The sequence below is a fragment of the Massilia sp. Masssp94 genome (assembly GCF_059491305.1).
Genome location: NZ_CP168501.1, coordinates 4304258 through 4328529, shown reverse-complemented (window position 1 = coordinate 4328529; position 24272 = coordinate 4304258). Strand labels below are relative to the sequence as shown.

The 24272-nt window shown below is 65.4% G+C and carries 26 protein-coding genes; 15 read left to right on the top strand and 11 right to left on the bottom strand.

The window, feature by feature from the left end; translation table 11 throughout:
• Window positions 1-144: 144 nt before the first annotated feature.
• From fliF to fliR, 13 genes are all read left to right on the top strand, one after another.
• Window positions 145-1830: a flagellar basal-body MS-ring/collar protein FliF gene (fliF, locus tag ACEN9G_RS19145; protein WP_413343702.1), complete on the top strand. Its 1686-nt coding sequence runs from the start codon at window positions 145-147 to the stop codon at window positions 1828-1830.
• Complete coding sequence (gene fliG, locus ACEN9G_RS19140) at window positions 1830-2840, top strand: flagellar motor switch protein FliG (RefSeq protein WP_413383314.1); 1011 nt, start codon at window positions 1830-1832, stop codon at window positions 2838-2840. Before fliF ends, fliG begins: the two co-directional genes overlap by 1 nt.
• A 44-nt stretch (window positions 2841-2884) precedes the next feature.
• A complete protein-coding gene (locus tag ACEN9G_RS19135; protein WP_483126849.1) occupies window positions 2885-3565 on the top strand; it encodes a flagellar assembly protein FliH in 681 nt (226 codons plus the stop codon).
• A complete protein-coding gene (fliI, locus tag ACEN9G_RS19130) occupies window positions 3562-4950 on the top strand; it encodes a flagellar protein export ATPase FliI (protein WP_056136284.1) in 1389 nt (462 codons plus the stop codon). The genes ACEN9G_RS19135 and fliI overlap by 4 nt, the downstream gene beginning before the upstream one ends.
• 36 nt (window positions 4951-4986) lie before the next feature.
• Window positions 4987-5427: a flagellar export protein FliJ gene (fliJ, locus tag ACEN9G_RS19125; RefSeq protein WP_413345215.1), complete on the top strand. Its 441-nt coding sequence runs from the start codon at window positions 4987-4989 to the stop codon at window positions 5425-5427.
• 30 nt (window positions 5428-5457) lie between these two features.
• Window positions 5458-6753, top strand: a complete 1296-nt coding sequence (locus tag ACEN9G_RS19120; RefSeq protein WP_483126848.1) for a flagellar hook-length control protein FliK — start codon at window positions 5458-5460, stop codon at window positions 6751-6753.
• A 210-nt stretch (window positions 6754-6963) separates the two neighbouring features.
• On the top strand, window positions 6964-7503 hold the full coding sequence (gene fliL / locus ACEN9G_RS19115) for a flagellar basal body-associated protein FliL (RefSeq protein ID WP_413344681.1): 540 nt from the start codon (window positions 6964-6966) through the stop codon (window positions 7501-7503).
• A 30-nt stretch (window positions 7504-7533) separates the two neighbouring features.
• Window positions 7534-8517: a flagellar motor switch protein FliM gene (fliM, locus tag ACEN9G_RS19110; protein WP_056136276.1), complete on the top strand. Its 984-nt coding sequence runs from the start codon at window positions 7534-7536 to the stop codon at window positions 8515-8517.
• A gap of 18 nt (window positions 8518-8535) precedes the next feature.
• Window positions 8536-8961: a flagellar motor switch protein FliN gene (fliN, locus tag ACEN9G_RS19105; RefSeq protein WP_413344683.1), complete on the top strand. Its 426-nt coding sequence runs from the start codon at window positions 8536-8538 to the stop codon at window positions 8959-8961.
• The gene (gene fliO / locus ACEN9G_RS19100; RefSeq protein WP_483126847.1) at window positions 8958-9767 is read left to right on the top strand and encodes a flagellar biosynthetic protein FliO; all 810 of its coding nucleotides are present in this window, start codon (window positions 8958-8960) and stop codon (window positions 9765-9767) included. The genes fliN and fliO overlap by 4 nt, the downstream gene beginning before the upstream one ends.
• Window positions 9767-10510, top strand: a complete 744-nt coding sequence (gene fliP / locus ACEN9G_RS19095) for a flagellar type III secretion system pore protein FliP (RefSeq protein WP_413342992.1) — start codon at window positions 9767-9769, stop codon at window positions 10508-10510. Before fliO ends, fliP begins: the two co-directional genes overlap by 1 nt.
• Window positions 10511-10520: 10 nt before the next feature.
• Window positions 10521-10790 (top strand): flagellar biosynthesis protein FliQ, encoded by a 270-nt coding sequence (gene fliQ, locus ACEN9G_RS19090; RefSeq protein WP_413342994.1) that lies wholly within the window; start codon window positions 10521-10523, stop codon window positions 10788-10790.
• Window positions 10791-10803: 13 nt separating this feature from the next.
• Window positions 10804-11625 (top strand): flagellar biosynthetic protein FliR, encoded by an 822-nt coding sequence (fliR, locus tag ACEN9G_RS19085; RefSeq protein ID WP_413342995.1) that lies wholly within the window; start codon window positions 10804-10806, stop codon window positions 11623-11625.
• Between the two features lie 250 nt (window positions 11626-11875).
• Here fliR and flgL read toward each other — a convergent pair whose 3' ends face one another.
• The 11 genes from flgL to flgB form a co-directional block, all read right to left on the bottom strand.
• Complete coding sequence (gene flgL / locus ACEN9G_RS19080; protein WP_413342996.1) at window positions 11876-13105, bottom strand: flagellar hook-associated protein FlgL; 1230 nt, start codon at window positions 13103-13105, stop codon at window positions 11876-11878.
• A 16-nt stretch (window positions 13106-13121) separates the two neighbouring features.
• Window positions 13122-15071: a flagellar hook-associated protein FlgK gene (gene flgK / locus ACEN9G_RS19075; protein WP_413342998.1), complete on the bottom strand. Its 1950-nt coding sequence runs from the start codon at window positions 15069-15071 to the stop codon at window positions 13122-13124.
• 76 nt (window positions 15072-15147) lie between these two features.
• Complete coding sequence (flgJ, locus tag ACEN9G_RS19070) at window positions 15148-16107, bottom strand: flagellar assembly peptidoglycan hydrolase FlgJ (protein WP_483126846.1); 960 nt, start codon at window positions 16105-16107, stop codon at window positions 15148-15150.
• Between the two features lie 14 nt (window positions 16108-16121).
• Window positions 16122-17228, bottom strand: coding sequence for a flagellar basal body P-ring protein FlgI (locus ACEN9G_RS19065; protein WP_413342346.1), 1107 nt, complete (start codon window positions 17226-17228; stop codon window positions 16122-16124).
• Window positions 17229-17295: 67 nt separating this feature from the next.
• A complete protein-coding gene (locus tag ACEN9G_RS19060; protein WP_413342347.1) occupies window positions 17296-17985 on the bottom strand; it encodes a flagellar basal body L-ring protein FlgH in 690 nt (229 codons plus the stop codon).
• The gene (flgG, locus tag ACEN9G_RS19055) at window positions 17982-18764 is read right to left on the bottom strand and encodes a flagellar basal-body rod protein FlgG (RefSeq protein WP_413342349.1); all 783 of its coding nucleotides are present in this window, start codon (window positions 18762-18764) and stop codon (window positions 17982-17984) included. Before flgG ends, ACEN9G_RS19060 begins: the two co-directional genes overlap by 4 nt.
• A 183-nt stretch (window positions 18765-18947) precedes the next feature.
• Window positions 18948-19688 (bottom strand): flagellar basal-body rod protein FlgF, encoded by a 741-nt coding sequence (gene flgF / locus ACEN9G_RS19050; protein ID WP_413342351.1) that lies wholly within the window; start codon window positions 19686-19688, stop codon window positions 18948-18950.
• 111 nt (window positions 19689-19799) lie between these two features.
• Window positions 19800-21347: a flagellar hook protein FlgE gene (locus tag ACEN9G_RS19045; RefSeq protein ID WP_413342353.1), complete on the bottom strand. Its 1548-nt coding sequence runs from the start codon at window positions 21345-21347 to the stop codon at window positions 19800-19802.
• A gap of 43 nt (window positions 21348-21390) precedes the next feature.
• A complete protein-coding gene (locus tag ACEN9G_RS19040) occupies window positions 21391-22098 on the bottom strand; it encodes a flagellar hook assembly protein FlgD (RefSeq protein WP_413342354.1) in 708 nt (235 codons plus the stop codon).
• Between the two features lie 28 nt (window positions 22099-22126).
• The gene (gene flgC, locus ACEN9G_RS19035; RefSeq protein WP_036233823.1) at window positions 22127-22525 is read right to left on the bottom strand and encodes a flagellar basal body rod protein FlgC; all 399 of its coding nucleotides are present in this window, start codon (window positions 22523-22525) and stop codon (window positions 22127-22129) included.
• 2 nt (window positions 22526-22527) lie between these two features.
• On the bottom strand, window positions 22528-22956 hold the full coding sequence (flgB, locus tag ACEN9G_RS19030) for a flagellar basal body rod protein FlgB (RefSeq protein WP_371770181.1): 429 nt from the start codon (window positions 22954-22956) through the stop codon (window positions 22528-22530).
• Between the two features lie 164 nt (window positions 22957-23120).
• Between flgB and flgA the strand changes: the two genes are divergently transcribed.
• Together flgA and flgM are read left to right on the top strand one after the other, a co-directional pair.
• Window positions 23121-23822, top strand: a complete 702-nt coding sequence (gene flgA / locus ACEN9G_RS19025; RefSeq protein WP_483126845.1) for a flagellar basal body P-ring formation chaperone FlgA — start codon at window positions 23121-23123, stop codon at window positions 23820-23822.
• Between the two features lie 137 nt (window positions 23823-23959).
• Window positions 23960-24265, top strand: a complete 306-nt coding sequence (gene flgM, locus ACEN9G_RS19020) for a flagellar biosynthesis anti-sigma factor FlgM (RefSeq protein WP_413345134.1) — start codon at window positions 23960-23962, stop codon at window positions 24263-24265.
• The last annotated feature ends 7 nt before the right edge of the window (window positions 24266-24272 follow it).

The following is a 24272-nucleotide window of genomic DNA, read 5'->3' as shown; positions in this document are numbered from 1 at the left end:
ACAAATCGATTCAGGCTGTCAGAATATCAGCGCCCGGGCAACGATTGCCTTCGAGCAGCACGGTAAACAGGGCCTTATTCCGGGGTTTGAATGTTGCCGTACGGCTCCATAATGGCGTTCATACACCCATTCCCTCCCCCCAACATGGCAACGACAGCGGAAGAACTCCTCGACAGCGACATCGCAACCCCGGCCGACGCGAAGCCGAAGTTCTGGCAGACGACGAACGGTAAACGCATCGTCATCGGCGGCGTCATCGCCGGCGTGGTGGCCATCGTCGCGGCATTGTGGCTGTGGACGTCGGCGCCGGAATACAAGGTGCTGTTCTCCAACTACACCGACAAGGACGGCGGCGCCATCACCGCCTCGCTCGACCAGATGGGGGTCAAGTACAAATTCTCGGACAGCGGCAGCGCGATCCTCGTGCCGGCCGACCGCATCCACGACCTGCGCCTGAAGCTGGCCCAGCAGGGCCTGCCGCGCGCCGGCAACGTCGGCTTCGAGCTGCTGGAGAACCAGAAGCTGGGCACGTCGCAATTCGTCGAGCAGGTCAACTACCAGCGCTCGCTGGAAGGCGAACTGGCCAACTCGATCCAGTCACTGTCCGCCGTCAGCTCGGCCCGCGTGCACCTGGCGCTGCCGAAGCCGTCCGTGTTCGTGCGCGACCAGCAGAAGCCGACCGCATCGGTCCTCCTGAACCTGCAGCCGGGCCGCGCCCTCGACCAGGCGCAAGTCAGCGCGATCGTGCACCTGGTGGCGTCGTCGATCCCGGAACTGACGCCGGCCAACGTGACCGTCGTCGACCAGAACGGCACCTTGCTGTCGGACAGCGCCAACAAGAACGGCAAGCAGCTCGACCCGAACCAGCTGAAATACGTCGAAGCGCTGCAGCAGAACATCGTCAAGCAGGTCCAGTCGATCATCGCCCCGCTCGTCGGCCAGAACAACGTGCGCGCCGAAGCGACCGCCGAAGTCGACTTCGCCCAGACCGACACCGCGGCCGAGATGTACAAGCCGAATTCGCCGCCGGAACCGCAGGCGATCCGCAGCCAGCAGACGTCCGAGCAGTCCGGTCCGGGCAGCACGAACCCGTCGGGCATCCCGGGCGCGCTGTCGAACCAGCCGCCGGGCGTGGCGACCGCACCGCTGGACGGCGGCGGCCAGCCTGCCCAGGCCCAGGCGAGCACCGGCCCGAGCCGCAAGGATTCCACGACCAATTACGAAGTCGACAAGACCATCCGCTACGAACAGAAACCGATGGGCGGCATCAAGCGCCTGACGGTCGGCGTGGTGGTGAACTACCGCCGCACCGTCGATCCGAAGACGGGCAAGGTCGTCGTCAAGCCGCTCAGCGCCGCCGAAGTCGCGCAGATCAACGAACTGGTCAAGCAGGCGATGGGCTACAGCCAGGCGCGCGGCGACACGCTGAACGTGACGAACGCCCCGTTCGACGGCGTCGACAAGCCGGAAGAGCAGGCGCCGGACTGGTGGAAGGATCCCGCCAACCTGCCGCTGGCGAAGGACATCGCACGCTACGTCTTCATCGCGCTCGTGCTGGCCTTCCTGTGGTTCCGCTTCGTGCGGCCGCTGCTCAAGCCGGCGATCAAGAAGTTCGACGAAGCCGTGGCGATCCCGCCCGAACCGGAACCGGAAGTGCCGGAGGCGGACCCGGAGCCGGACCCGGACGAAGAAGCCCGCATCCAGCGTGAAGAGGAAGAACAGCAGAAGGTCCAGGTCTACAAGAGCAACCTGGAAATGGCAAAAGACATGGCCAAGAACGATCCGCGCATCGTGGCCAACGTGATCAAGGAATGGCTGGGGACCGAGTAATGAGCGACAAGGACAAGGACAAGGAAAGCACGACCAAGGCAGCCATCCTGATGCTGGCCCTGGGCGAATCGGAAGCGGCCGAAGTGATGAAATTCCTCGGCCCGCGCGAAGTGCTCAAGCTGGGCGCCGCCATGGCGCAGATGAAGGCCGTGCAGCACGAGGAAGTCTTGAGCGTGCTGGGCGAATTCCGCGAGCGCGTGGACCTGCAGTCGACCGTCGGCCTCGATTCCGACGAATACATCCGCCAGGTGCTGACCAAGGCCCTCGGCGACGACAAGGCCGCCGTGCTGCTGAACCGCATCCTGGGCGGCAAGGACGCCTCCGGCATCGAAAGCCTGAAGTGGATGGATTCGCCGTCCGTCGCCGAACTGATCCGCAACGAGCACCCGCAGATCATCGCGACGATCCTCGTGCACCTCGAGCGCGACCAGGCCTGCGAAGTGCTGGCCCATTTCACGGACCGCCTGCGCAACGACGTCGTGCTCCGTATCGCCACCCTGGACGGCGTGCAGCCGGCCGCCCTGCGCGAGCTGAACGACGTGCTGACCAAGCTCCTGTCCGGCAACGAAAACATCAAGAAGTCGTCGCTGGGCGGCGTGCGTACCGCAGCGGAGATCCTGAACTTCATGAGCGGCGAGCAGGAAAGTTCCGTCATGGAGAACATCAAGAACTACGATAACGACATGGCGCAGAAGATCATGGACGAGATGTTCGTGTTCGACAACATCATCGACATCGACGACCGCGGCATCCAACTGCTGTTGCGCGAAGTGCAGTCGGAGATGCTGATCATCGCGCTGAAAGGCGCGTCGCAGGACTTGCGCGATAAAATCTTCAAAAACATGTCGCAACGTGCGGCGGAAATGATGCGCGAAGACCTGGAATCGAAAGGTCCCGTGCGCCTGTCCGAAGTGGAAACCCAGCAGAAGCAGATCCTGCAAATCGTCCGGCGTCTCGCCGACGAAGGCCAGATCGTGCTGGGCGGCAAAGGTGAGGATTCGTTCGTCTGATGGCCATCTCAAAAGAGTTTCAGTCTGCATATCAACGCTGGGAAATGACGTCGTTCGGCGACGAGCGTCCCAGCGTCCGTGCCCAGCGCGAAGCGGAAGCCGCCGCTGCCGCGGCCGCCGCGCGCGCGTACGAGCCGCCGCCCCAGTCGGAGCCCATGATCCAGCTGCCGACCGCACAAGAGCTCGAAGCGCTCCGCGCCGCCGCGCGCGACGAAGGCTATGCGGAAGGTCTCGAAGCGGGCCAGGCCGAAGGCCACGCCGCCGGCTACGAGGAAGGCCTTGCGCTGGGCCGTGCCGAAGCGGCCGAGGAACTGGAACACCTGCGCCAGCTCGCCACGACGTTCGGCGATGCCGTCACGCAAGCCGATGAAGCCATCTCCAACGACGTGCTGGAACTCGCGCTGCACCTCGCGCGCGGCATGGTCCGCACGGCATTCGACGTGAAGCCGGACCTGATCATCCCCGTCGTGCGCGAAGCCATCGACTACCTGCCGACCCTGCAACAACCGGCTCTGCTGATGCTGCATCCGGAAGACGCGCTGATCGTCAAGAGCAGCATCGGCCACGAGCTGGACAAGAACGGCTGGCGCATCGTCGAAGACGAGGGAGTGTCCCGTGGCGGCTGCCGCGTGGACACGGCCAGCAACCAGATCGACGCCCAGATCGGCGCGCGCTGGCAGCGCCTGACGCACGCGCTCGGCAAGGACCTGGACTGGCTGGAATGAACACCCATACCGGCCGCTGGAAGGCTTACCTGAACGACTGCGCCAACGTGGTCGATCTGGTCGAGCCGATGCAGGTGTCGGGCCGCGTCACGCGCGTGGCCGGCCTCGTCATGGAATGCGTCGGCCTGAAGCTCGCGGTCGGCGCCGCCTGCATGATTCCGGTTGCGTCCGGTGCCCGCATCGAAGCGGAAGTCGTCGGCTTCGAGGGCGAACGCCTGTTTTTGATGCCGCAATCGGACGTCGAAGGCGTCGTGCCCGGCTCGCGCGTATTCCCGATCGAAGCGAGCATGCCGAAGCCCGGCACGGTGACGCATCCGCGCCGCCGGCCGATGGACCGCGCCCGTCACCTGCCCGTCGGCTGGGGCCTGCTGGGCCGCGTCGTCGACGGCGCCGGCCGGCCGCTGGACGGCAAGGGTCCCGTCTCCACGGAACACATGGGCCCGCTCAACGCGCGCCCCATCAACCCGCTCGACCGCGTACCGATCTCGGAAACGCTGGACGTGGGCGTACGCGCCATCAATTCGATGCTGACGGTGGGCCGCGGCCAGCGTCTCGGCCTGTTCGCCGGTACCGGCGTCGGTAAATCCGTGCTGCTGGGCATGATCGCGCGCTACACGACGGCGGACGTGATCGTCGTCGGCCTGATCGGCGAACGGGGCCGCGAGGTGAAGGAATTCATCGAGCAGATCCTGGGCGAGGAAGGCCTGGCCCGCTCGGCCGTCGTGGCCGCGCCGGCCGACTCGCCGCCGCTGATGCGCCTGCAGGGCGCCGCCTACGCGACCGCCATCGCCGAGCACTTCCGCGACGAGGGCCGGAACGTCCTCCTGATCATGGATTCGCTCACGCGCTACGCGATGGCCCAGCGCGAGATCGCCCTCGCCATCGGCGAACCGCCGGCCACGAAAGGTTATCCGCCGTCGGTGTTCGCGAAACTGCCCGTGCTGGTGGAACGCGCGGGCAACGGCCAGGCGGGCGGCGGCTCGATCACGGCGTTCTACACCGTGCTGTCGGAAGGCGACGACCAGCAGGACCCGATCGCCGACGCGGCGCGCGGTATTCTCGACGGCCACATCGTGCTGAACCGCAAACTGGCCGAGGCAGGCCACTACCCCGCCATCGACATCGAACAATCGATCTCGCGCGCGATGCACGGCATCACGTCGCGCGAGCACCAGCAGGCCGCGCGCACCTTGAAGCAACTGTATTCGCGCTACGAGCGCTCGCGCGACCTGATCAGCGTGGGCGCCTATGCGCCGGGCACGGACCCGGTGCTGGACAAGGCCATCGCCTTGCACGAACGGATCGAGGCCTTCCTGTGCCAGGAAATCCACGACAACGTGGGCATGCTGCAGAGCTTGGGGGAATTGACCTCGCTGTTCGGCTGATTGGCCCGTCAAACTCATCGGTATACTTGATCTACCATGGCCACCGCATCCGCACTCGACACCCTGATCGACCTCGCCCAGCGCGAGTCCGACGCCTGCGCCAAGCGCCTGGGCGCGGCGCTGAAGGCCGTCGACGAGGGCGAGCAGAAGCTGCAGATGCTGCTCGGCTACCGCGACGACTATGCGAACCGGCTCGACGCGGCGCAAATGGCAGGCATCACCCCATTCGCGTACCAGAATTTCGTCGCCTTCCTCGGCAAGCTGGAACAGGCGATCGACGGCCAGCGCGAAGTGCTGAAGCATGCGCATGTCAAGGCCGACATGGAAAAGAAGGGCTGGCAGGAAAGCGAGCGCAAGCGCCTGTCGTACCGGACCCTGAACGAGCGCGCGGCCGCCGAGGCGCTTGCGATCGAAAACAAGCGCGACCAGAAAATGATGGACGACCACGCGGCCCGGACAGTCCGCACCAGGCGCTGACCGGCGCCTTTAACCTGAGCGACTAGCGACATGACCACGACTTCCTTTAACCCGCAGCTCAACACGGCCAACGGCATCAACCAGCGCCCGAACACCCCGGGCAACGGCGGCAGCGACGGCAGCCAGTTCAGCGCCCTGCTGAGCGGCGAACTGGAGCGCAGCACATTCGCGTCCATGCCGGCCCCGGCGCCCGCCCCCGCGCCCGCCGCGAAGCAGGAGGCCAAGCCGGCCGAAGCCGAGAAACCCGCGCAACACGACGACGCCGCGCCGCAGCAGGCCGCGAAGCCGGCCGACAGCAAGACGGACGCCGCCGACGCGAAGGATGATGCCGCCAAGGACGACGACGACAAGTCGGATGACGACAGCACGGCCAAGGCGGGCGACCCGGCCAGCGCCATGCTCGCGCTGATGGCCAGCCTGCACAAGCCGGGCGCAGACGTGGGCAAGACGACGACCGCGGCCCAGGCCTTCGACACGCTGTCCGGCAAGGGCAAGCGCACCGACGCCGGCCAGCTGGCCGCGCTGCAGGCCGCGATGAAGTCCGTGGCCAGGGAAGCCGGCGTCGATGCGGCCGGCGCGAAGACCTTCTCGGCCACGTCGATCAAGAACCCGGCCCTCGCGGCCGCCGGTGCCGACCTCGGCGCGGACAAGGCAGCGGCCTCGGCCGACCCGCGCGCCACGCTGGGCAATGTCAAGGCGGAGGTCAAGCCGCAGCTGGACGGCGCCGAATTCAGCCTGCAGCAGGCGCGCGACGCCGCGCTGCTCGCCCGGAAGGAACAGGTGCCGGTGGCGACCGTCGCGGCCGCCCAGCTGCAGCCGGCCATGCTGGAAGCGGCCCAGGCCGCCGCTGCCGCCAGCGAAGAGCTGTCGGCCCACGTGGGCACGGATGCGTGGAACGACCAGGTCGGCCAGAAGGTCATCTACATGGTCGGCGCCGAGGACCAGACCGCGTCGCTGACCCTGAACCCGCCGGACCTGGGTCCGCTGCAGGTGGTGCTGTCCGTCTCCAACGGCCAGGCCGACGTGACGTTCTCGTCGAACCAGCTGGAAGTCCGCCAGGCGCTGGAAAACGCCTTGCCCCGCCTGCAGGAAATGATGAAGGAGAGCGGCATTGCGCTGGGCAATGCGACCGTCAACGCGGGCATGTCGAACGGCGGCCAGGCACAGCAGGACCAGGCGATGGCATCGAGCGGTTTCGGCCGTGGCAACAATGGCCGCGGCAACGGTGGCAATGGCGAGAACGGCACGGCGGGAGAAGCAACCGTCCGGCCCGCCACGCGCACGGCACGGATCGGCGATCGCGGAATGGTCGATACCTTTGCGTAAATAGTTCTGGCGTCATTGACAACGCGGTGGGGTGAGCGGTGCGAGCGCATCGGTCACCCCACGGTGCATTTGGATACAGCCTCGACAACAAATCCGTCAAGAAACAACGAGATACCCCAGGTTCCTCCCTCTTTTCGACCGTTGCCGCTGCTCACTTTTTCCCGATAATGACATAATGACGGGACGATCCAACAGTGGGACCGAAGACTCTTGAAAGCGAATCCAAAAATCAAAGCCGATCCGAAAGCGGACGCGGCACCGGCAGCCAGCGGCGGTAAAGGCAAGCTGCTCATCATGATCGGCGCGGCCGTGGTCGTGCTCGGCCTGGGCGGAGGTGCCGGCTGGTACTTCATGCACGGCAGCAGCGCGGAAGCGGCGGCCGGGCCGGCCAGGAAGGAACACTCGAGCAGCAAGAACAAGAAGAACGACGAGGCGCCGCCCGAATACGTGGCCGTCGAACCCTTCACGGTCAACCTGCAGCCGGAACATGGCGACCAGTATCTGCAGGTCGCGTTCACCCTGCAGGTCGAGGGACCGGAGCAGGTCGAGCTCATCAAGGCCAACATGGCCAAGGTGCGCAGCCGCGTGCTGCTGCTGTTGTCGGGCAAGAAGGCGTCCGAGATCAGCACGGTGGAAGGCAAGCAGCAACTGGCCGGCGAGATCCTCGCGGCGGTCAACGAGCCCTTCATGCCGCACGGCGACGAACAGCAAGTGACCGACGTTCTGTTCACTTCCTTTATCATCCAGTAAAGCAGAAGTCATTACGGTAAACGCAGCATCATGGCCGATAATTTTCTCTCACAGGAAGAAGTCGATGCCCTCCTCAAAGGGGTCAACGGCGATCAGGACGACGTCGCGGCGCCTGAAGACACCTCGGGAGTCCGCACGTATAACCTGGCAACGCAGGAGCGGATCGTCCGCGGCCGCATGCCGACGCTCGAGATCATCAACGAGCGTTTCGCCAGGTATCTGCGCGTCGGCCTGTTCAACTTCTTGCGCCGCTCCGCCGAAGTGTCGGTGGGGTCCGTGCGCGTGTCGAAGTACAGCGAGTTCATCCGTAACCTGGTCGTGCCGACCAACCTGAACCTCGTCCACATGAAGCCGCTGCGCGGCACGGCGCTGATGGTGTTCGATCCGGGCCTCGTGTTCCTGCTCGTGGACAACCTGTTCGGCGGCGACGGCCGCTTCCACACGCGCGTGGAAGGCCGCGATTTCACGCAGACCGAGCAGCGCATCATCATGCGCATCCTCGACATCGTGTTCGAGGCGTATGCCAAGTCGTGGGAACCGGTGTACCCGATCGAATTCGAGTACATCCGCTCGGAGATGAACACGCAGTTCGCGAACATCGCCACCCCGAACGAAGTCGTGGTATCGTGCACTTTCACCATCGAGCTCGGCTCGGTGTCGGGCCAGATCCACTTCTGCATGCCCTATTCGATGGTCGAACCGATCCGCGACGCGCTGACGTCGAGCATCCAGGGCGAGGCGCTGGAAGTCGACAAGCGCTGGATCCGCCTGCTGACGCAGCAGATCCAGGTGGCGGAAGTGGAACTGGTGGCCGTGCTGGGCCACGGCAAGGCCAATTTCGACGAAATCCTGAACATGAAGGTCGGCGACGTGATCCCGATCTCCGTTCCGGAAACGCTCCAGGCCACCGTGGACGGCGTGCCCGTCATGGACTGCAGCTACGGCGTGTTCAACGGACAATATGCGCTGAAGGTCGAGAAATTGCTGGCAAACAGCGAAACCTTCAACAAGTAAGCAACACAGGAGAGAAACATGTCCGACACTCAAGACGACCAAGACAGCCTCGACGACGACTGGGGCGCCGCGATCGCCGAGCAGGCAGCTGCGGAAGCCGCCGCACTTGCGAACCAGCAGCAGGCGGCCTCGGCCGCCGTGTTCAAGGATTTCTCGAACAAGGGCCCCCGTCCGGACACCCCGAACGACATCGACTTCATCCTCGACATCCCCGTCCAGCTGACGGTGGAACTGGGCCGCACCAAGATCGCCATCAAGAACCTGCTGCAACTCGCGCAGGGTTCCGTGGTCGAACTGGATGGCCTGGCGGGTGAGCCGATGGACGTGCTCGTCAACGGCTGCCTGATCGCCCAGGGCGAGGTGGTGGTCGTGAACGACAAGTTCGGTATCCGCCTCACCGACATCATCACCCCGTCGGAGCGCATCCGCAAACTCAACAAATGACGGCACGCCTGCTGACCACCTTCGCCCTCGCCCTGCCGCTGGCCGCCTGCGCGGCCCAGCCGGGGACCGGGCAGGCAGCGGGACGGTCGGCCGATGCCGCGCCGGCGGCAGCTGCGCAGGCACCTGCGCCCGTCGTGGCCGAACCTGCGGCGGCGGCGGCGCCGGCACCGGCACAACAGCCGCCCCAGCAAGTTCCACGAACGACTACGCCCACGGCCCCCGCGAAGGCACAACCGCGGGCAATGGCCGGTACCGGCGCGCCCTCCGCCGCGGCGCCCGCCTCCGTTCCCACGCAGACGCCCGCCGTCCAGCCCGCCGTCCAGCCCGCCGTCCAGCCCGACATCACCGCCCCGGCAGTGACCGCCACCCCCGACGTCGTCGCACCGCGCCCTGCCGCGCCCGGCGCCACCGTCCCTCCGGTCACTCTGCCTGCGGGCACGTCGACGGGCAGCCTGCTGCAGACCCTGTTGGCGCTGATCCTCGTGCTGGCCGTGCTGGGCGCCCTCGCCTGGTTCCTCAAGCGCTACGGCCCGAAGGTCGGCGGCGGTAACGCGAACCTGCGCGTCGTCGGCTCGCTGAACCTCGGCGGCCGCGAGCGCATCGTGGTGGTCGAAGTGGGCAATGAATGGATCGTGGTCGGTGCATCACCCGGCCGCATCAACGCGCTGGCGACCATGCCGCGCCAGGACGGGCAGAATGGCGACAACGGCGGTACGAACGCCGCGCTTGCTCCGCAAGAAAATACGGGGCCGGCCGCGCACAGCTTCGCCGACTGGCTCAAACAAACGATCGACAAACGCAAGTGATGCTCAATAAACGACTCCTGCTGGCGACGGGGCTGATCGCCCTGCCGCTGGCGGCGGCGGTGGCGGCGCCCGCCATCCCCGCTTTCACGACGAGCCCGGCCCCGGGCGGCGGCACCGCCTATTCCCTGCCGGTGCAGACGCTGCTCTTGATGACGGCACTGACCTTCATCCCCGCGGCGCTGCTGATGATGACGAGTTTTACGCGCATCATCATCGTGCTCTCCCTGCTGCGCCAGGCGCTCGGCACGCAGACGGCGCCGCCGAACCAGGTGATGGTGGGCCTCGCCCTGTTCCTCACGCTGTTCGTGATGGGGCCCACGTTCGATCGCGTCTACACCGAAGCGTACGTGCCGCTGCAGGAAAACCGCATCCAGATGGGCGAGGCGATGGACAAGGCCGCGGCCCCGCTGAAGGGCTTCATGCTGAAGCAGACGCGCCAGTCCGACCTCGCCCTGTTCGTGAAAATCTCGCGCACGCCCGCGCTGCAGGGTCCGGAAGACGTGCCGCTGCGCGTCTTGATCCCCGCCTTCATCACGAGCGAGCTGAAGACCGCGTTCCAGATCGGCTTCGCCATCTTCATACCGTTCCTCATCATCGACATGGTCGTCGCGTCCGTGCTGATGTCGATGGGTATGATGATGATGTCGCCGGCCGTGATCTCGCTGCCGTTCAAGCTGATGCTGTTCGTGCTCGTCGACGGCTGGCAGTTGCTGCTGGGCTCGTTGTCCCAGAGTTTTTACTAGGGAGGACGATATGACTCCGGAAAGCGTCCTCGCGATGGGCCGCACGGCCATGGAAGTCACGCTGATGGTGTCGGCGCCGCTGCTGCTCGTCGCGCTCGTCATCGGCCTCGTCGTCAGCATCTTCCAGGCCGCCACGCAGATCAACGAACAGACCCTGTCCTTCATCCCCAAGCTGATCGGCGTCTTCATCGCGCTCGTGCTCGCGGGGCCGTGGATGATCACGGTCATGACCGACTACATGCGCACCCTGTTCAGCGGCATCCCGCAGATGATCGGCTGACGTTGCGCCCGCGATGATTTCGTTCACCACGACGGAGCTGTATGCATGGATCGGCGGCCTCCTGTGGCCGCTGACGCGCATCCTCGGGCTCGTCGCGGTCGCGCCCGTGTTCGGCAACACGGCCGTCCCCATCCTCATCAAGACGACGCTCGGCGTGCTGCTGGCCGCGATCATCGGCCCCACGCTCCCGCCCGTTCCAGCCGTCGATCCGACGTCGTGGGCGGGCATCCTGATCGTCGCGCAGGAACTGCTCATCGGCGTGGCGATGGGGTTTGCGATGCGCCTCGTGTTCGCCGCCGTCGAATTCGCGGGCGAGGTCGCCAGCTCGACGATGGGCTTTTCGTTCGCCACGTTCTTCGATCCCAGCTCGGCCGGGCGCTCGTCGGCCATCAGCCAGTTCCTCGCCCTCGTCGCGACGATGGCGTTCCTCGCCATGAATGCCCATTTGGTGCTGATCGAGGCGCTTGCGGAGAGCTTCTTCACGCTGCCGATCTCGGCCACGCCGATGTCGCTGTCCGCGCCGCTGGAAATGGTGCGCTGGGGCAGCCGCGTGTTCTCGGCCGGCCTGCAGATCGCGCTGCCGATCGTTGCCGCCATGCTCATCACCAACATCGCGCTGGCCATCCTGACGCGCGCGGCGCCGCAGCTGAACCTGTTCGGCATCGGCTTCCCGATCACGCTGGGTGCCGGCTTCCTCATCATCAGCCTCACGCTGCCGTACCTCGGCACACCGCTGCAGAACCTGTTCAACCAGGGGATCGAGGCGGGCCGCAAGATCCCGCGCGTGGGCGGCCAACGGCCGGGGCAGCCACCACCACCCGCCGCCCCGCGATAACAATTCGGGGTCAGTAACAATTCGGGGTCAGAGCACATTTTTCGCGCAATTCGGGGTCAGAGCACATTTCTGTGCAATGGTTCCGAAACCATTTGCATTCGTGGCTTCGCGTTCAATCCGTCATCGGCTTACAACATTCCGAAGAAAGCGGTCCCGCACGACGTCTGTGGTGACGACGAGCACTTACCCAAAAATTTGCTCTGACCCCGAAGTTTCCAAAAAACGGGCTCTGACCCCGAATCGGGGAAATTTACGAGATGTAGTTGAAGAGAGACAGGCCCGACATTGTCTTGAACGACACCTGGGCCGCCTGCAGCGTTTGCTGCTGCTGGGTGTACAGCGACACCGCCTTGACCATGTCCAGATCCTGCAGGTCGCTCAGCGTGGTCTGGTACTGGATGTTGAGGTCGTCGCCCGTGCTGTCCAGCGAGTCGACTTCCTTCAGGCGCGCGCCCACCGAGGCTTGCACGGACAGCACGTTGTCCAGTGCGTTCTTCATGTTCAGGCTGGCCGTGTTCAGGTTGTTCGCCAGCGCGGCCTTGCCCGCCGAGCCGTCGGACGGGCTGCGCAGCGTCTGGATCAGGTCGTTGATCGTCGTGAACACGGACTGCTTCTGGCTCGGCTGCACGGTGAACGCGTCGCCGTTCGCCGGGGCGCCCTTGATGTCGAACGAGACGCCATCGAAGGCGATCGAGGCGCCCGCCGTGTAGGGCTGGTTGCTCAGCACGGCGGTGCCGGGCGACGTCGAGTTGTCCGTCACCGTGTACGTCGTCACGGCCGGCGTGCCCGCAACCTGGAAGGCGATCGCGTAATCGTGGCCCGTCACCTTGGTCGCGTCCGTCACGGCGCCCGGCGAGATGATGCCCGCGCCCGTGTTCGTGCCGGCGGCCTGCGTGACGAAGGTGCCGTTGCCGGTGACGTTCGCTTCGAAGATGGCGCTGCCGCTTTCGCTGATCGCCATCTTGCGCGCCGACCCCACCTGCAGCATGCGCTGGCCCTGGTCGCCCTGGTAAGTCGCGCCCGTCGGGGTCTGCGTGAACGGTTGCGTGGTCGTCTTGTAGCCGGAGAACAGATAGGTGCCCGCGCCGTCCGTCGTGTTGGCCGAGCCGAGCAGGTCGGCCATGCGCCCTTCCAGTTCGATGGCCAGCGCCTCGCGGTCGCTCTGCGTGTAGCCGCCGTTGCCGGCGGTGACGATCAGCGTCTGGATGTCCTGGATCTGGTTCGAGACGTCGGTGAGCGTCTTGTCGACCAGCGACAGCGACGACTTCGCGTTCGTGCGGTTGGTGCCGAACTGCGTGTTCATCGATTGCGACTGCGTCAGTTCGAGCGCCTTGGCCGAGCCGATCGGATCGTCGGCGGCCGTCAGCATGCGCTTGTTGGTCGACAGCTGCATTTGCGTCTTGGCCATCTGGCTCTGCAGCGTGTTGATCTGCGTGGTGCCGGCCTGGTAGATCGCGTTGGTGCTGATGCGTAAGGTCATGGCGTGGCTCCGTTAATCAATGGCCGATCTGCAACAGCGCGTTGAAGATCGTGTCGGCGATCTGCATCACCTTGCCCGACGCCTGGTAAGCCTGCTGGTACTTGAGCAGGTTGGCGGCCTCTTCGTCGAGGTTGACGCCGGAGACGTTGTTGGCGGCGGCCTCCGCCTGCGTCAGCTGGGCCGCCGCGGCTTCCGCATTGGCCTGCACTTCGCGCGTCCTGTTGCCGATCGTGGACACCAGCGTGGCATAGGCCGACTGGTATGTGGCCTTGCCGCCGTCGAGGATGTTCTTCGATTGCAGATCGCCCATCAGGCCCGCATTGCGCGTGTCGCCCAGGCCCGTGTTCGGCGCGATGGTGAAGGTGTCGCCATTGCCCGGCTTGCCGTTCATGGTGAAGCTCATGCCGGCCACCGTGTAGCTGGCGCCGTCCTCGAAGAGCGGGGCGGCGCCGGCCGGGTACGTCGTCGTCCCGGTCTTTCCCGTCATGGTGACGGTTTGTCCGGCCGGGAAACCGGACAGCGTGCCCGTCGTGCTGTCGAAGGCGAGCGTGACCTTGCCGGTCAGCGGCGCGCCGAGGTAGTTCTTGTCGACCGCCCCCGCGCTGATCTTGCCCGTACCGCTGTTGGTCAGCGGGACGCTCGTGGCGATCGGCGCGGCAGCCGCGATCTGCGCGCCGTCCGTCAGCGCCAGCTTGAAGTTGGCGGCGCCGTTCTGCGTCGGGCGCACGAGGAAGTTGTCGCCCGAATCGGCGACGCCCTGGATGTCGAACGCGAGGCCGTCGATGACCTGCGCCTGGGTCTGCGGGTACGGCGAGATCACCGTCTTCCTGTTGTCCGAGAGGCGGTACACGTTGTAGTTCGTGCCGTCGTAATCGACCTTGTAGTTGCTCGTCGTGAGCTGCGTGGCGTCGACGACCGTGGCCTTGATGGCCGTCGTGCTCGTCTGGTTGTTGTTGATGTTCTTGGTCACGTCGGCCGGCGCGATGGAGAAAATGTCGCCGCCCGGGTTGCCGTTGCCGTCCAGGCCGAGCTTGTTCTGGTCGTTCATCGTCGTGGCCAGGGCGATCGCGACGCGGCCCAGCGAGTTCTGCGCCAAGTCCAGCGACTGGCTGCGGAACTGCAGCACGGCGCCCAGTTCGCCGCCCGTGAGCGCGCTCTCGGCCATCGGCGTGATCTTGCCGTGGGTGACGTAACCGATCGTCACGCGCGTCTGGTCGGTCGGCGAATTCGTGGCCGCCAGTTCGAAGGCGTTCACGCCGACGACGAGCGGCTGGCCGTTGCCGATCGACACGGTCAGGCTGTAGTTATCGCCCGGCACGACGGTAGCCTTGACCTGCTTGTTCAGGTCCATGATCAGCTGGTCGCGCTTGTCCAGCAGGTCGTTCGGCGGGTTCAGCCCGCCGGCCTCCGTCAGCTGGCCGATCTTGTCGTTCAGCTGGGCGATCTGCTTGGCATACGTGTTGATCGTCGTGACGCTCGCGGTCAGCTGGGTGTTGACGCCCTTGCGGATTTCCTCCAGGCGGCCGGTCATGCTCTGGAAGCGGGCGGCCAGCGTGTCGGCCGACGTCATGAACGAGCCGCGCGACGACACGCCCGCGCCGTCGCCCGTGAGGTTCTGCACGGCCGAAAAGAAGTCCTGCAGCGCCGGCGACAGGCCGGACGTCGTGTCGGCCAGCAGGTTGTCGATCTGCTGCACCTGCGCCTGGTAGGCGTCCAGCCCGCTGCTCGCCGCCTGGGCCGTGCGCACCTGGGCGTTGAGGAAATCGTCCGAATAGCGCTTGACCTGGGCGACCTCCGTGCCGGTGCCGATGTAGCCGTTGGAGCCCCCCATCGAGATCGCAGTCGCCTGCACCACCACCTGGCGGCTGTAGCCGGCCACGTTGGCGTTGGTGATGTTGTTGCCGGTCGTCGCCAGGCCTGCCTGGGCGGCGTACAAACCGGTTTTGCCGATGCTGAGGAGGGACATGGTGGTTTTCTTTCTGCTATGTCATTGACGGCAAGTTCCGCCAAAACTTTATTCTTGTTCTTTTCTCATCACCCCATTACGCCAGCGAGTGCTTGATGATGCGCGACAGCTTGGCCGCGTATTGCGGATCGGTCGCATAGCCGGCGCGTTGCAGGCCGTGCGCGAACGCGGCCGCGTCGCCGCCGTGCGCCAGCACTTTTTCGTAGCGCGGGTTATTGCTCAGCAAGCGGGCGTAATCCTTGAACGCGTCCGCATGCGAATCGTAGGCGCGGAATTTCTCCACGCGCGTGTGCGGCTTGCCGTTGATGTATTCCGTCGTGACGGCCGTCGCCACCTTGCCCTTCCAACCCGGGCCGGCCTTGATGCCGAACAGGTTGTTGCTCGAGGTGCCGTCCGCGTTGCGGATCACGCGGCGGCCCCAACCCGTTTCGAGCGCGGCCTGGCCCATCATGAATTTCGCGGGCACGCCCGTGGCCTGTTCCGCTTCCTCGGCGGCGTCGGCCAGCTTTTCCTGGAACGCGCGCACGTGTGCCGGCTTGTTGGCGTTGTCCGTGCCGCGCGCGGCGCCCGTCACGCCGGCCGCGCCCGTCTTGGCCACGCCGTCGGTCGGCATCGTGTCCGGATCGGCCTGCATGCGCAGCGCGGCGGCGCCGCCGGTGGCACCCGCCTGCCGATCGCCGCCGATGCCCAGCGCCTGCTTGTTCATGTCCTGCATCAGCTGCTGGCCCTTCTGCTGCACGGTCAGCTGGCGCACGAGCACCTCGGCCAGGCCGATGCCGCGCTTGGCCATTTTCTGGCTCATCTGCTGGTCCAGCATGCCCGTGAACGTCTTCGTTTCCTGGCTGTCCGTCATGCCGTCCTGCGGTGTCGCGTCGCGCATGCTCTTCATCATCATGTTGACGAACATGGATTCGAACTGCGTGGCGGCCCCCTTCAGCGCTTCCGGCGAGCCGGCTTTCGCCGACTGCTTGAGGTCGCCGAGGCTGTTGGCGTCGAGCGCAAATTTACTGGACAGGTCGGAAGTGGAACCGAGCATGGTGGCCTCGCTGGTCAGATGATTTCGAGTTCGGCGCGCAGCGAACCGGCCGCCTTCAGGGCCTGCAGGATCGCGAGCAGGTCTTGCGGCGTGGCGCCGATGGCGTTCATCGCCTTGACGACTTCGGCCAGCGACACGCCGCCGTTCAGCATGATGACCTTGCCGGCGTCCTTCTTGACGGACACCTGCGGCGTCTGCGTGACGACGGTGCGGCCCAGCGAACCGGGGTTCGGCTGGCTCACCTGCGTGTCGGCGCCGATGCTGACGGACAGGTTACCGTGCGAAATCGCGCACGGGTCCAGCGTGACGGAGCGGTTCATGACGACGGAGCCCGTGCGTGCATTGAGGATGACCTTCGCGGCCGCTTCGGCCGGCTTGACGTCCATGCCTTCCAGGATGCCGAGAAAGGTGACGCGCTGGTCGCTCGACGACGGCACGCGCACGCGGATCACGCGGCCGTCCAGTGCCGTGGCGATGCCCGGACCGAACTTGTCGTTGACGGCTTCCACGACGCGGCTGGCGGTGGCGAAGTCCGTCGTGTTCAGTTCCAGCTTGACCTGGTTGTCGGCACCGAGGTTCGACGCGACGGCGCGCTCGACCGTGGCACCGCCCGAGATGCGGCCGACGGCCAGTTGATTGACCTGCACCTGCGCACCGCCGCCCGACGCACCCGCGCCGCCGACGAGCACATTGCCCTGGGCCATGCCGTACACCTGGCCGTCCGCGCCCTGCAGCGGCGTCATGAGGAGCGTGCCGCCGCGCAGGCTCTTCGCGTTACCCATCGACGAGACGGTCACGTCGATCGTCTGGCCCGGCTGCGCGAATGCCGGCAGCGAGGCCGTCACCATCACGGCCGCCACGTTCTTCAGCTGCAGCTGCGCGCCGGGCGGCAGGCTGATGCCCTTCTGCTGCAGCATCGCCGTGATCGACTGCACGGTGAACGGAGTCTGCGTCGTCTGGTCGCCGGTGCCGTCGAGACCGACGACGAGGCCGTAGCCGGACAACTGGTTCTGGCGCACGCCGCCGATGCTGGCGAGATCCTTGAGGCGCTCGGCGTGGGCGGTCGTCGCGGTCAGCGGACCAAGCAGTGCGGCGCAGAGGGCGATGATTTTGAAGTTCATATTTAGTCAGTCGGGGTCAGAGCCCACCCGTGTAAACCGGGCTCTGACCCCGAATCGTTACGAATAGTTAAAATGGCAGCAGCGATTGGAAGAAGCGCGACATCATCGAGGTCATCTCGGCGCGGTCGATCTGGCTGTTGGTGCGGTATTCGACACGGGCGTCGGCGACCAGCGTCGACTGCACGATATTGCCGGCCTGGATCGAATCCGGATTCACCATGCCCGAGAAGCGGATGAATTCGACGCCCTTGTTCATGGCGATCTGCTTCTCGCCCACGACGATCAGGTTACCGTTCGGCAGGACTTCGGACACCGTCACGCCGATCGTGCCCGTAAAGGCGTTCGACGCGGTCTGGGTGTCGCCGTCGGCATACTTGATGCCGCTGCTCGTGGCGAGATTGCCGCCCAGGCGGCCCTGCAGCGGACCGGGCACGTTGAGCTCGGCGCTGCCCGACTTGTTGCCGGTGCTGGCGCCGCTCTTGTTGGCGGCCGTCTTCTCGACGATGCTGACCGTGAGCACGTCGCCGATGTGGCGCGCGCGGCGGTCTTCGAACATCGGGCGGAACGTGTTGGAATTGTAGATCGCGCCTTCGGTCGGCGTGCCGCCATCGGCCAGCATCGGGCGCACCGACGTCGGGCCCTTGACGATCGACGTCGGGGTGGCTGCGCAGCCGACGAGCGCCATGGCGAGCGTCGCCACGGCGGCGGTCGTCGTCCCCGCGAAGGCGGGGATCCAATTTTTACTCACCGTTTTCATAACTGGGAAATCTTTGCCAGCATCTGGTCGGACGTGGTGATCGCCTTGCTGTTGATCTCGTACGCGCGCTGCGTCTGGATCATGTTGACCATCTCTTCGACGACGTTCACGTTGGACGTTTCGACATAGCCCTGCATCAGCACGCCGGCGCCGTTCGTGCCCGGGGTGCTGGCCTGCGCGGTGCCGGACGAGCCGGTCTCGGCATACAGGTTCTCGCCCAGCGATTCCAGGCCGGCCGGGTTGACGAAGTTCGCCACCTGGATCGAGCCGATCTGCGTGGGCGCCACGGTGCCCGGCGTCGTGACGGACACGGTGCCGTCGCGGCCGACGGTCATCGTCAGCGCGTTGCTGGGCACGGTGATGGGCGGCTGCAACACGTAGCCGCTGGAGGTGACGAGTTGGCCGTTGTTATCGGTCTGGAACGAGCCGTCGCGGGTGTAGGCCGTGGTACCGTCCGGCATCAGGACCTGGAAGAAGCCCGAGCCGTTGATCATCACGTCCTTCGAGTTGCCGGTCTGCTGGGGGTTGCCCTGCGTGTGCAGGCGCTCGGTGGCGACGGCGCGCACACCGGTACCGATCTGCAGGCCGGACGGCAGCTGCGTCTGTTGCGAGGATTGCGCGCCGGGCTGGCGCACGTTTTGATACAACAAATCCTCGAACACGGCACGCGACTTCTTGAAGCCGTTCGTGCTGACGTTGGCGAGGTTGTTGGTGACGACGTCGAGGTTGGTCTGCTGCGCTTCCAGGCCAGTTTTCGCGATGTAAAGCGAACGGATCATGGTGTTCTCCTATGGGCGCCTGCAAACCTGCTCCGCGTTGCATCGTCGGTCTGCGATGCTCGCTGTACTTTCGTACAGCTGCGCTTCTCAACCAACGCTGCTGCCGCTCGCGACGGTTTTCAGGGGCCCCTACACGGCGACGGCAAACCCGTCACCCACCATGAAATTATGTCCCAGAAGAAATCAAGTCAAAGCGAGGATCTGCGTCGCTTTCGCCGCGTTATTCTCCGCGTTCTTCAACAGGCTCATCTGTGTCTCGAGAGAACGTGCCAAAGAGATCATGTTCACCATCGAGTCGACGGCGGAGACGTTACTGCCTTCCAGCGCGCCGCTCGTCACCGTCACGGCCGGGTCGGCCTGCGCCGGGGTGCCGTCCTGCTGGCGGAACAAGCCATCGTCGCCGCGCACGAGCTGTTTCTGGTCCGGATTGACGAGTTTCAGGCGGCCGACGATGGTGGACGTGGCCGGCACGGTGTCCGTCGTCAGCGACGCGATCGAACCGTCCTTGCCGACGGAGACCGTCGTATTCGGCGGAATCGCGATCGGACCACCCTCGCCCATCACCGTCTGGCCGTTCGCGGTCTGCAGGATGCCGTTGGGGCTGATCTGCAGCGAACCGTTGCGCGTATAGGCTTCGGTGCCGTCCTGCATCTGCACGGCGATCCAGCCCTGGCCCTTGATGGCCACGTCGAGATCGCGACCCGTCACCTGCAGCGGGCCCGCCGTGAAATCCGCGCCGACCGTGTTGTCGACGACAAATGCGCGCGTAGGCAAGCCTTCGCTGACGACGGGCACGGCGCGGAACGTATCCAGCTGGGCGCGGAAGCCCGTCGTGGACAGGTTGGCCAGGTTGTTCGACGTCGTGGCCTGCTGTTCCAGGATGTGCTTGGCGCCGGAGGCGGCGGTGTAGATCAGGCGGTCCATGAATTCTCCAAATTGCCACGTCGTTCCCGCGAAAGCGGGAACCCATGCTGAGCAACAGAATTCGGAAGCTCAGTATGGATTCCCGCGTGCGCGGGAATGACGAATCACGCGTTAGCGCAGGTTCACCAGCGTCTGCAGCACCGAGTCCTGCGTCTTGATCGTCTGGGCATTGGCCTGGTAGACGCGTTGGGCCGTGATCATGTTGACCAGTTCGGCCGTCAGGTCGACGTTCGAGCTTTCCGTCGCCGACGACTGCAGCACGCCGAAGCCGCCCGTGCCCGCCGTGCCCAGCAGCGGCGTGCCGGAGGCCGACGTTTCGGCCCACGAGTTGTTGCCGATCGGCTCCAGCCCGCCCGCGTTCGTGAAGTTGGCGAGGACGACCTGGCCCAGCGCCTTGGTCTGGCCGTTGCTGTACTGGCCCAGCAAGGTGCCGTCGGCCGCGGCCGAGAAGCGCTGCAGGTGGCCCGGCTTGTAGCCGTCCTGCGTGGTCAGTTTTTCGCTGGTGTCGGAGCCGTATTGGGTGCTGCCGTTGAAGCCGACCTTGATCGACAGGGTTTCCTTGGCGCCCGTCGCCGGGTAGATGGGGAAGTCCACGGCCAGCGGCAGCGTCTGCGGCGACATCAGCGCGGCCGACAGCGCGCCGTTCGAATCGAACTTCAGCGTGCCGATTGCGACCGGCGTCACCGACACGGCGGCGGCAATGTCCTTGTCGACCTGGTCCGGGGTATAGCCGGCCGTGCCACCCGCGTCAGTGGCGGCCGTCTGGATCGCAGTGACGGTGGCCGGCGTAGCACCAGCCGCGCTGGCAGCGGCGCTGACGGCGGCGGAGGCCGCGGCAGCATAGCCGGACAGCGCTTGTGCGATGGCGGCCGGGTCCGGCGGCGCCGCTTTCGTCGCGGCAAGCCACGTATCTCGCGCGGCTTGTGCGGCCGGGTCGCTCGAGGACGCCTTCGCCGCCTCGACGTTGGCCATCTCGGTGCCGTCGGCGCCAGCGTACACGTCCCAGATGCCCGACGGCCCTGAGCCCGGATTGGCCGGCGGCCTCTTTACATAGAACAGCGACAACGTGTGCTCGTTGCCCAAGGTGTCGTACACGCTCACGGGCACCTGTTTGTTGTACGTGGTGGCGTCGTTGGCATTGAACGGGAGGGTCGGCGCGGCTTCGCGCGAGTCCAGATTGATCGACGTATCGACCTTGGTGGTCGCGACCGGCTTCATGTCGGCCGTGCTGATCTGCAGCGGTTTCGGCGTGCTGGCCAGGATCTGGCCATTCGGGCTGACGCCATAGCCCGTCACGTTGGCGCCCTGCGGCGTGACGATGTAGCCGTTCTTGTCCAGCGAGAACTGGCCGTTGCGGGTGTACTGGACGGTGCCCGAAATCTCGGTGCGGAAGAAACCGGCGCCGTTGATGGCGATGTCGAGCGGGTTGGCCGTCGTCTCGATATTACCCTGGGTGAACTGCTGGGCGATGGCCGCCACGCTCACGCCGATACCGGCCTGGGTCGCGCCCGCGCCGTTCAGCGAGCGGGCGTAGACGTCCGCGAATTGCGTGTTCGAGCCCTTGAAACCGACGGTGCTCGAGTTGGCGATGTTGTTGCCGATGACGTCCAGCGATTTCGCTGCGCCGTTCAAGCCGCTCAGGCCTTGTTGGAAGGACATGTTGTGCTCCTGTTATTCGTTCGTTTCGCGGTACCGACCGCGCTTAGAGGACTTGCTTGATGTCGGCCAGCGTGAGCGCGCCCTTGCCGGACAGGTTCAGCTTGACGCCATCGGCGCTGTTGGTGGTGACGCTGGCGACGCTGTCGAACGACAGGCCTTTCGCGTCGGTCAGGTTGGCGCCGGCGCGCGTCGCCACGACCTTGAACGTGTAATTGCCGTCGGCCAGCGTGACGGGCTTGCCGTTGCTGTCCAGCTTTTTCGGATCGGGCACGCCGTCCCACGCGAGCGGCATGACACCGGCCTTCTGCGCGCCCATGTCGATCGTGTCCACTTCGTTGCCCTTGGCATCGCTGATGACGATCTTGACATTGTCGGCATCGGTGGCCAGTTCGGCACCCAGGATCGCCTTGCCGCTCGACAGCGTGACGCCGCTGCCTTCGACGAGCACGCCGTGGCCGATCAGCCCCGTCGCCTGCATCGCTTCCGAGCTCTTGTAGCTGGACTGCAGCGATTCCAGGGTCGTATTCAGCTTGTTCACGCCCGTCACGGTCTGCAGCTGCGCGAGCTGGCTCGTCATCTGGGCGTTGTCCATCGGGTTCAGCGGATCCTGGTTCTGCAGCTGGGTCACCAGCAGGGTCATGAACTTGTCCGTGTCCGCGGAGACGCCGTCCGTGCTGGTCGGCTTCTTCGAGTTCATCGTCGACATCAGGTCGGTGATGGGGGTGCTGGTGGTATCGGTTACGGTCGCCATGGGAGCGTGTCAGAAAGAGTGGATCGGATTACTGGCCGAGGGTCAGTGTCTTGAGCAGCATGGTCTTGGCCGCGTTCATGGTCTCGACGTTCGTCTGGTACGAGCGCGACGCCGACAGCATGTTGACCATCTCGTCGACCACGTTCACGTTGGGCATCGACACATAGCCCTTGTCATCGGCGAGGGGATTCTTGGGGTCGTACACCTGCTTCAGGGGCGACGCATCCTCGACGACTTCGCGCACCTTGACGCCCGTGCCGCTGTCCATCGGGACGGCCTCGAACACGACCTGCTTGGCGCGGTAGGCTTCGCCCGTGGCGCTCGTCGCGCTGTCGGCGTTGGCGAGGTTGCTGGCCGTCGTGTTCAGGCGCTGGGCCTGGGCGCTCATCGCGGAGCCGGCCACGTTGAAGACATTAAATAAGGACATGATTACTGGCCTCCCTGGATGGCTGCGAGCATGTTGCGGATCTGCTGGTTGAGCATCGTGATGCCGGCTTCGTAGCGCAGCGCGTTGTCGGCGAACTGGGTGCGTTCGGTGTCCATGTCGACCGTGTTGCCGTCGACCGCGCCCTGGGTCACCGTGCGGTACAGCACGGGCGTGGCGCCGTCGCCCAGCGTCTTGCCGTCGGCGGCCGCCTGGCCGTTCGGATAATGGGCGGCAGCCGTCGTGTTCAGCGGCCCCGTGTTCGTCGCGCGGGCCAGCGCACCCTGCAGCGCGCTGGAGAAATCGATGTCGCGCGCCTTGAAGTTCGGCGTGTCCGCGTTGGCGATGTTCGACGCGAGCAATTCCTGGCGCTGCGAGCGCAGGCTCAGCGCGGTTTCATTGAAACGCAGGTACTCGTCGAGTTTGCCGATCATGATTACTCCAGGCATGGGGTGGTGGACAGGATGGATCATACGGACCGGCGGACTCTTCCAATCGGGCAATAAAGCGACCCAAAACCCGGCTATTCGGCGATTCGATGGCGGCGTGCGGGACCTAAGATGGCACCGTCGCAAAAAACCGTATCGCTCACTTATTCATGAAACGCACGCTCATTACCGCCCTGCTCATCGGCTCCGCCGCGCTGGCGCACGCGCAGACGGCGCCCGCTGCCGGCCGCCAAAACGTCAACGCGCTGCGCACCGTCGTCGAGCAATTCCTGCGGACGCAGACGGCCGGCCTGCCCGGCACCGTGACGGTGAAAGTGGGCGCGATCGACGCCCGCACGGCGCTGGCCGCCTGCCCCGCGCCGGAAGCGTTCCTGCAGCCGGGCGCGCGCGCCTGGGGCAAGACGACCGTGGGCGTGCGCTGCACGGCACCATCGAACTGGACGCTCTACGTGCAGGCGCAGGTGAACGTGCAGGCCGACTACGTGGCCGCCGCGCTGCCGCTGGCCCAGGGCCAGCCGATCGAGCAGAGCCAGCTCGTGTTGATGAAAGGCGACATTGCCGCCATGCCGAACGGCATCATCACGGACATGGCCCAGGCGATCGGCCGCACCCCGACCGTGTCGCTGGTGGCCGGCACGCCGTTGCGCCTGGACACGCTGCGCAGCCGGCCCGTCGTGCAGCAAGGCCAGGCCGTACGCTTGGTTACTAGCGGAAATGGATTTTCAGTATCAGCCGAAGGCAAGGCCATCGGCAACGCCAGCGACGGCCAGATCGTGCAGGTGCGCACGCCATCCGGCTCGGTCGTGAGCGGCACGGCGCGCAGTGGCGGGATGGTCGAAGTGGCGTTTTGATGACAGCAAAGGAGCAGGATCGTTGAAAGTGTGGCTTGCGTCCGCACTTTCTTTGATGTCCCCTAAAGTTTTTGGCAAGGGCGCCGTTACTGAGGCAGATCCCGGGCTTTCTGCTCCGACCTGAGAAGGATGATGCTGTGAAAATCAACGATACACTCAAGAACAACACGAGCGTCCAGGCCAACAACACGCCGGCCACGACTGCGAAGAGCAGCGACGCGGCCGCCGCGAAATCGGTCACGCCCGCAGCGGCCGACACCGTGCGCCTGTCCTCGCAAGGCCAGGCCCTCGCGGCCGGCAGCACCAGTCAAGTGTTCGACAGCAAGAAGGTCGAACGCATCAAGGCGGCCATCGCGGATGGCCAGTTTCATGTGAATTCCGAGAAAGTGGCGGACGGCCTGTTGGATACGGTGCGCGATCTGCTGCATTCCCGCAAACAATAGATAACCA

What these genes read in the sequence shown, in the direction of transcription:
- fliF (WP_413343702.1), top strand. Translation starts at nt 145, where the DNA reads ATGGCAACGACAGCGGAAGAACTCCTCGACAGCGACATCGCAACCCCG.
- fliG (WP_413383314.1), top strand. Translation starts at nt 1,830, where the DNA reads ATGAGCGACAAGGACAAGGACAAGGAAAGCACGACCAAGGCAGCCATC.
- ACEN9G_RS19135 (WP_483126849.1), top strand. Translation starts at nt 2,885, where the DNA reads ATGACGTCGTTCGGCGACGAGCGTCCCAGCGTCCGTGCCCAGCGCGAA.
- fliI (WP_056136284.1), top strand. Translation starts at nt 3,562, where the DNA reads ATGAACACCCATACCGGCCGCTGGAAGGCTTACCTGAACGACTGCGCC.
- fliJ (WP_413345215.1), top strand. Translation starts at nt 4,987, where the DNA reads ATGGCCACCGCATCCGCACTCGACACCCTGATCGACCTCGCCCAGCGC.
- ACEN9G_RS19120 (WP_483126848.1), top strand. Translation starts at nt 5,458, where the DNA reads ATGACCACGACTTCCTTTAACCCGCAGCTCAACACGGCCAACGGCATC.
- fliM (WP_056136276.1), top strand. Translation starts at nt 7,534, where the DNA reads ATGGCCGATAATTTTCTCTCACAGGAAGAAGTCGATGCCCTCCTCAAA.
- fliN (WP_413344683.1), top strand. Translation starts at nt 8,536, where the DNA reads ATGTCCGACACTCAAGACGACCAAGACAGCCTCGACGACGACTGGGGC.
- fliO (WP_483126847.1), top strand. Translation starts at nt 8,958, where the DNA reads ATGACGGCACGCCTGCTGACCACCTTCGCCCTCGCCCTGCCGCTGGCC.
- fliP (WP_413342992.1), top strand. Translation starts at nt 9,767, where the DNA reads ATGCTCAATAAACGACTCCTGCTGGCGACGGGGCTGATCGCCCTGCCG.
- fliQ (WP_413342994.1), top strand. Translation starts at nt 10,521, where the DNA reads ATGACTCCGGAAAGCGTCCTCGCGATGGGCCGCACGGCCATGGAAGTC.
- fliR (WP_413342995.1), top strand. Translation starts at nt 10,804, where the DNA reads ATGATTTCGTTCACCACGACGGAGCTGTATGCATGGATCGGCGGCCTC.
- flgL (WP_413342996.1), bottom strand. Translation starts at nt 13,105, where the DNA reads ATGACCTTACGCATCAGCACCAACGCGATCTACCAGGCCGGCACCACG.
- flgK (WP_413342998.1), bottom strand. Translation starts at nt 15,071, where the DNA reads ATGTCCCTCCTCAGCATCGGCAAAACCGGTTTGTACGCCGCCCAGGCA.
- flgJ (WP_483126846.1), bottom strand. Translation starts at nt 16,107, where the DNA reads ATGCTCGGTTCCACTTCCGACCTGTCCAGTAAATTTGCGCTCGACGCC.
- ACEN9G_RS19065 (WP_413342346.1), bottom strand. Translation starts at nt 17,228, where the DNA reads ATGAACTTCAAAATCATCGCCCTCTGCGCCGCACTGCTTGGTCCGCTG.
- ACEN9G_RS19060 (WP_413342347.1), bottom strand. Translation starts at nt 17,985, where the DNA reads ATGAAAACGGTGAGTAAAAATTGGATCCCCGCCTTCGCGGGGACGACG.
- flgG (WP_413342349.1), bottom strand. Translation starts at nt 18,764, where the DNA reads ATGATCCGTTCGCTTTACATCGCGAAAACTGGCCTGGAAGCGCAGCAG.
- flgF (WP_413342351.1), bottom strand. Translation starts at nt 19,688, where the DNA reads ATGGACCGCCTGATCTACACCGCCGCCTCCGGCGCCAAGCACATCCTG.
- ACEN9G_RS19045 (WP_413342353.1), bottom strand. Translation starts at nt 21,347, where the DNA reads ATGTCCTTCCAACAAGGCCTGAGCGGCTTGAACGGCGCAGCGAAATCG.
- ACEN9G_RS19040 (WP_413342354.1), bottom strand. Translation starts at nt 22,098, where the DNA reads ATGGCGACCGTAACCGATACCACCAGCACCCCCATCACCGACCTGATG.
- flgC (WP_036233823.1), bottom strand. Translation starts at nt 22,525, where the DNA reads ATGTCCTTATTTAATGTCTTCAACGTGGCCGGCTCCGCGATGAGCGCC.
- flgB (WP_371770181.1), bottom strand. Translation starts at nt 22,956, where the DNA reads ATGATCGGCAAACTCGACGAGTACCTGCGTTTCAATGAAACCGCGCTG.
- flgA (WP_483126845.1), top strand. Translation starts at nt 23,121, where the DNA reads ATGAAACGCACGCTCATTACCGCCCTGCTCATCGGCTCCGCCGCGCTG.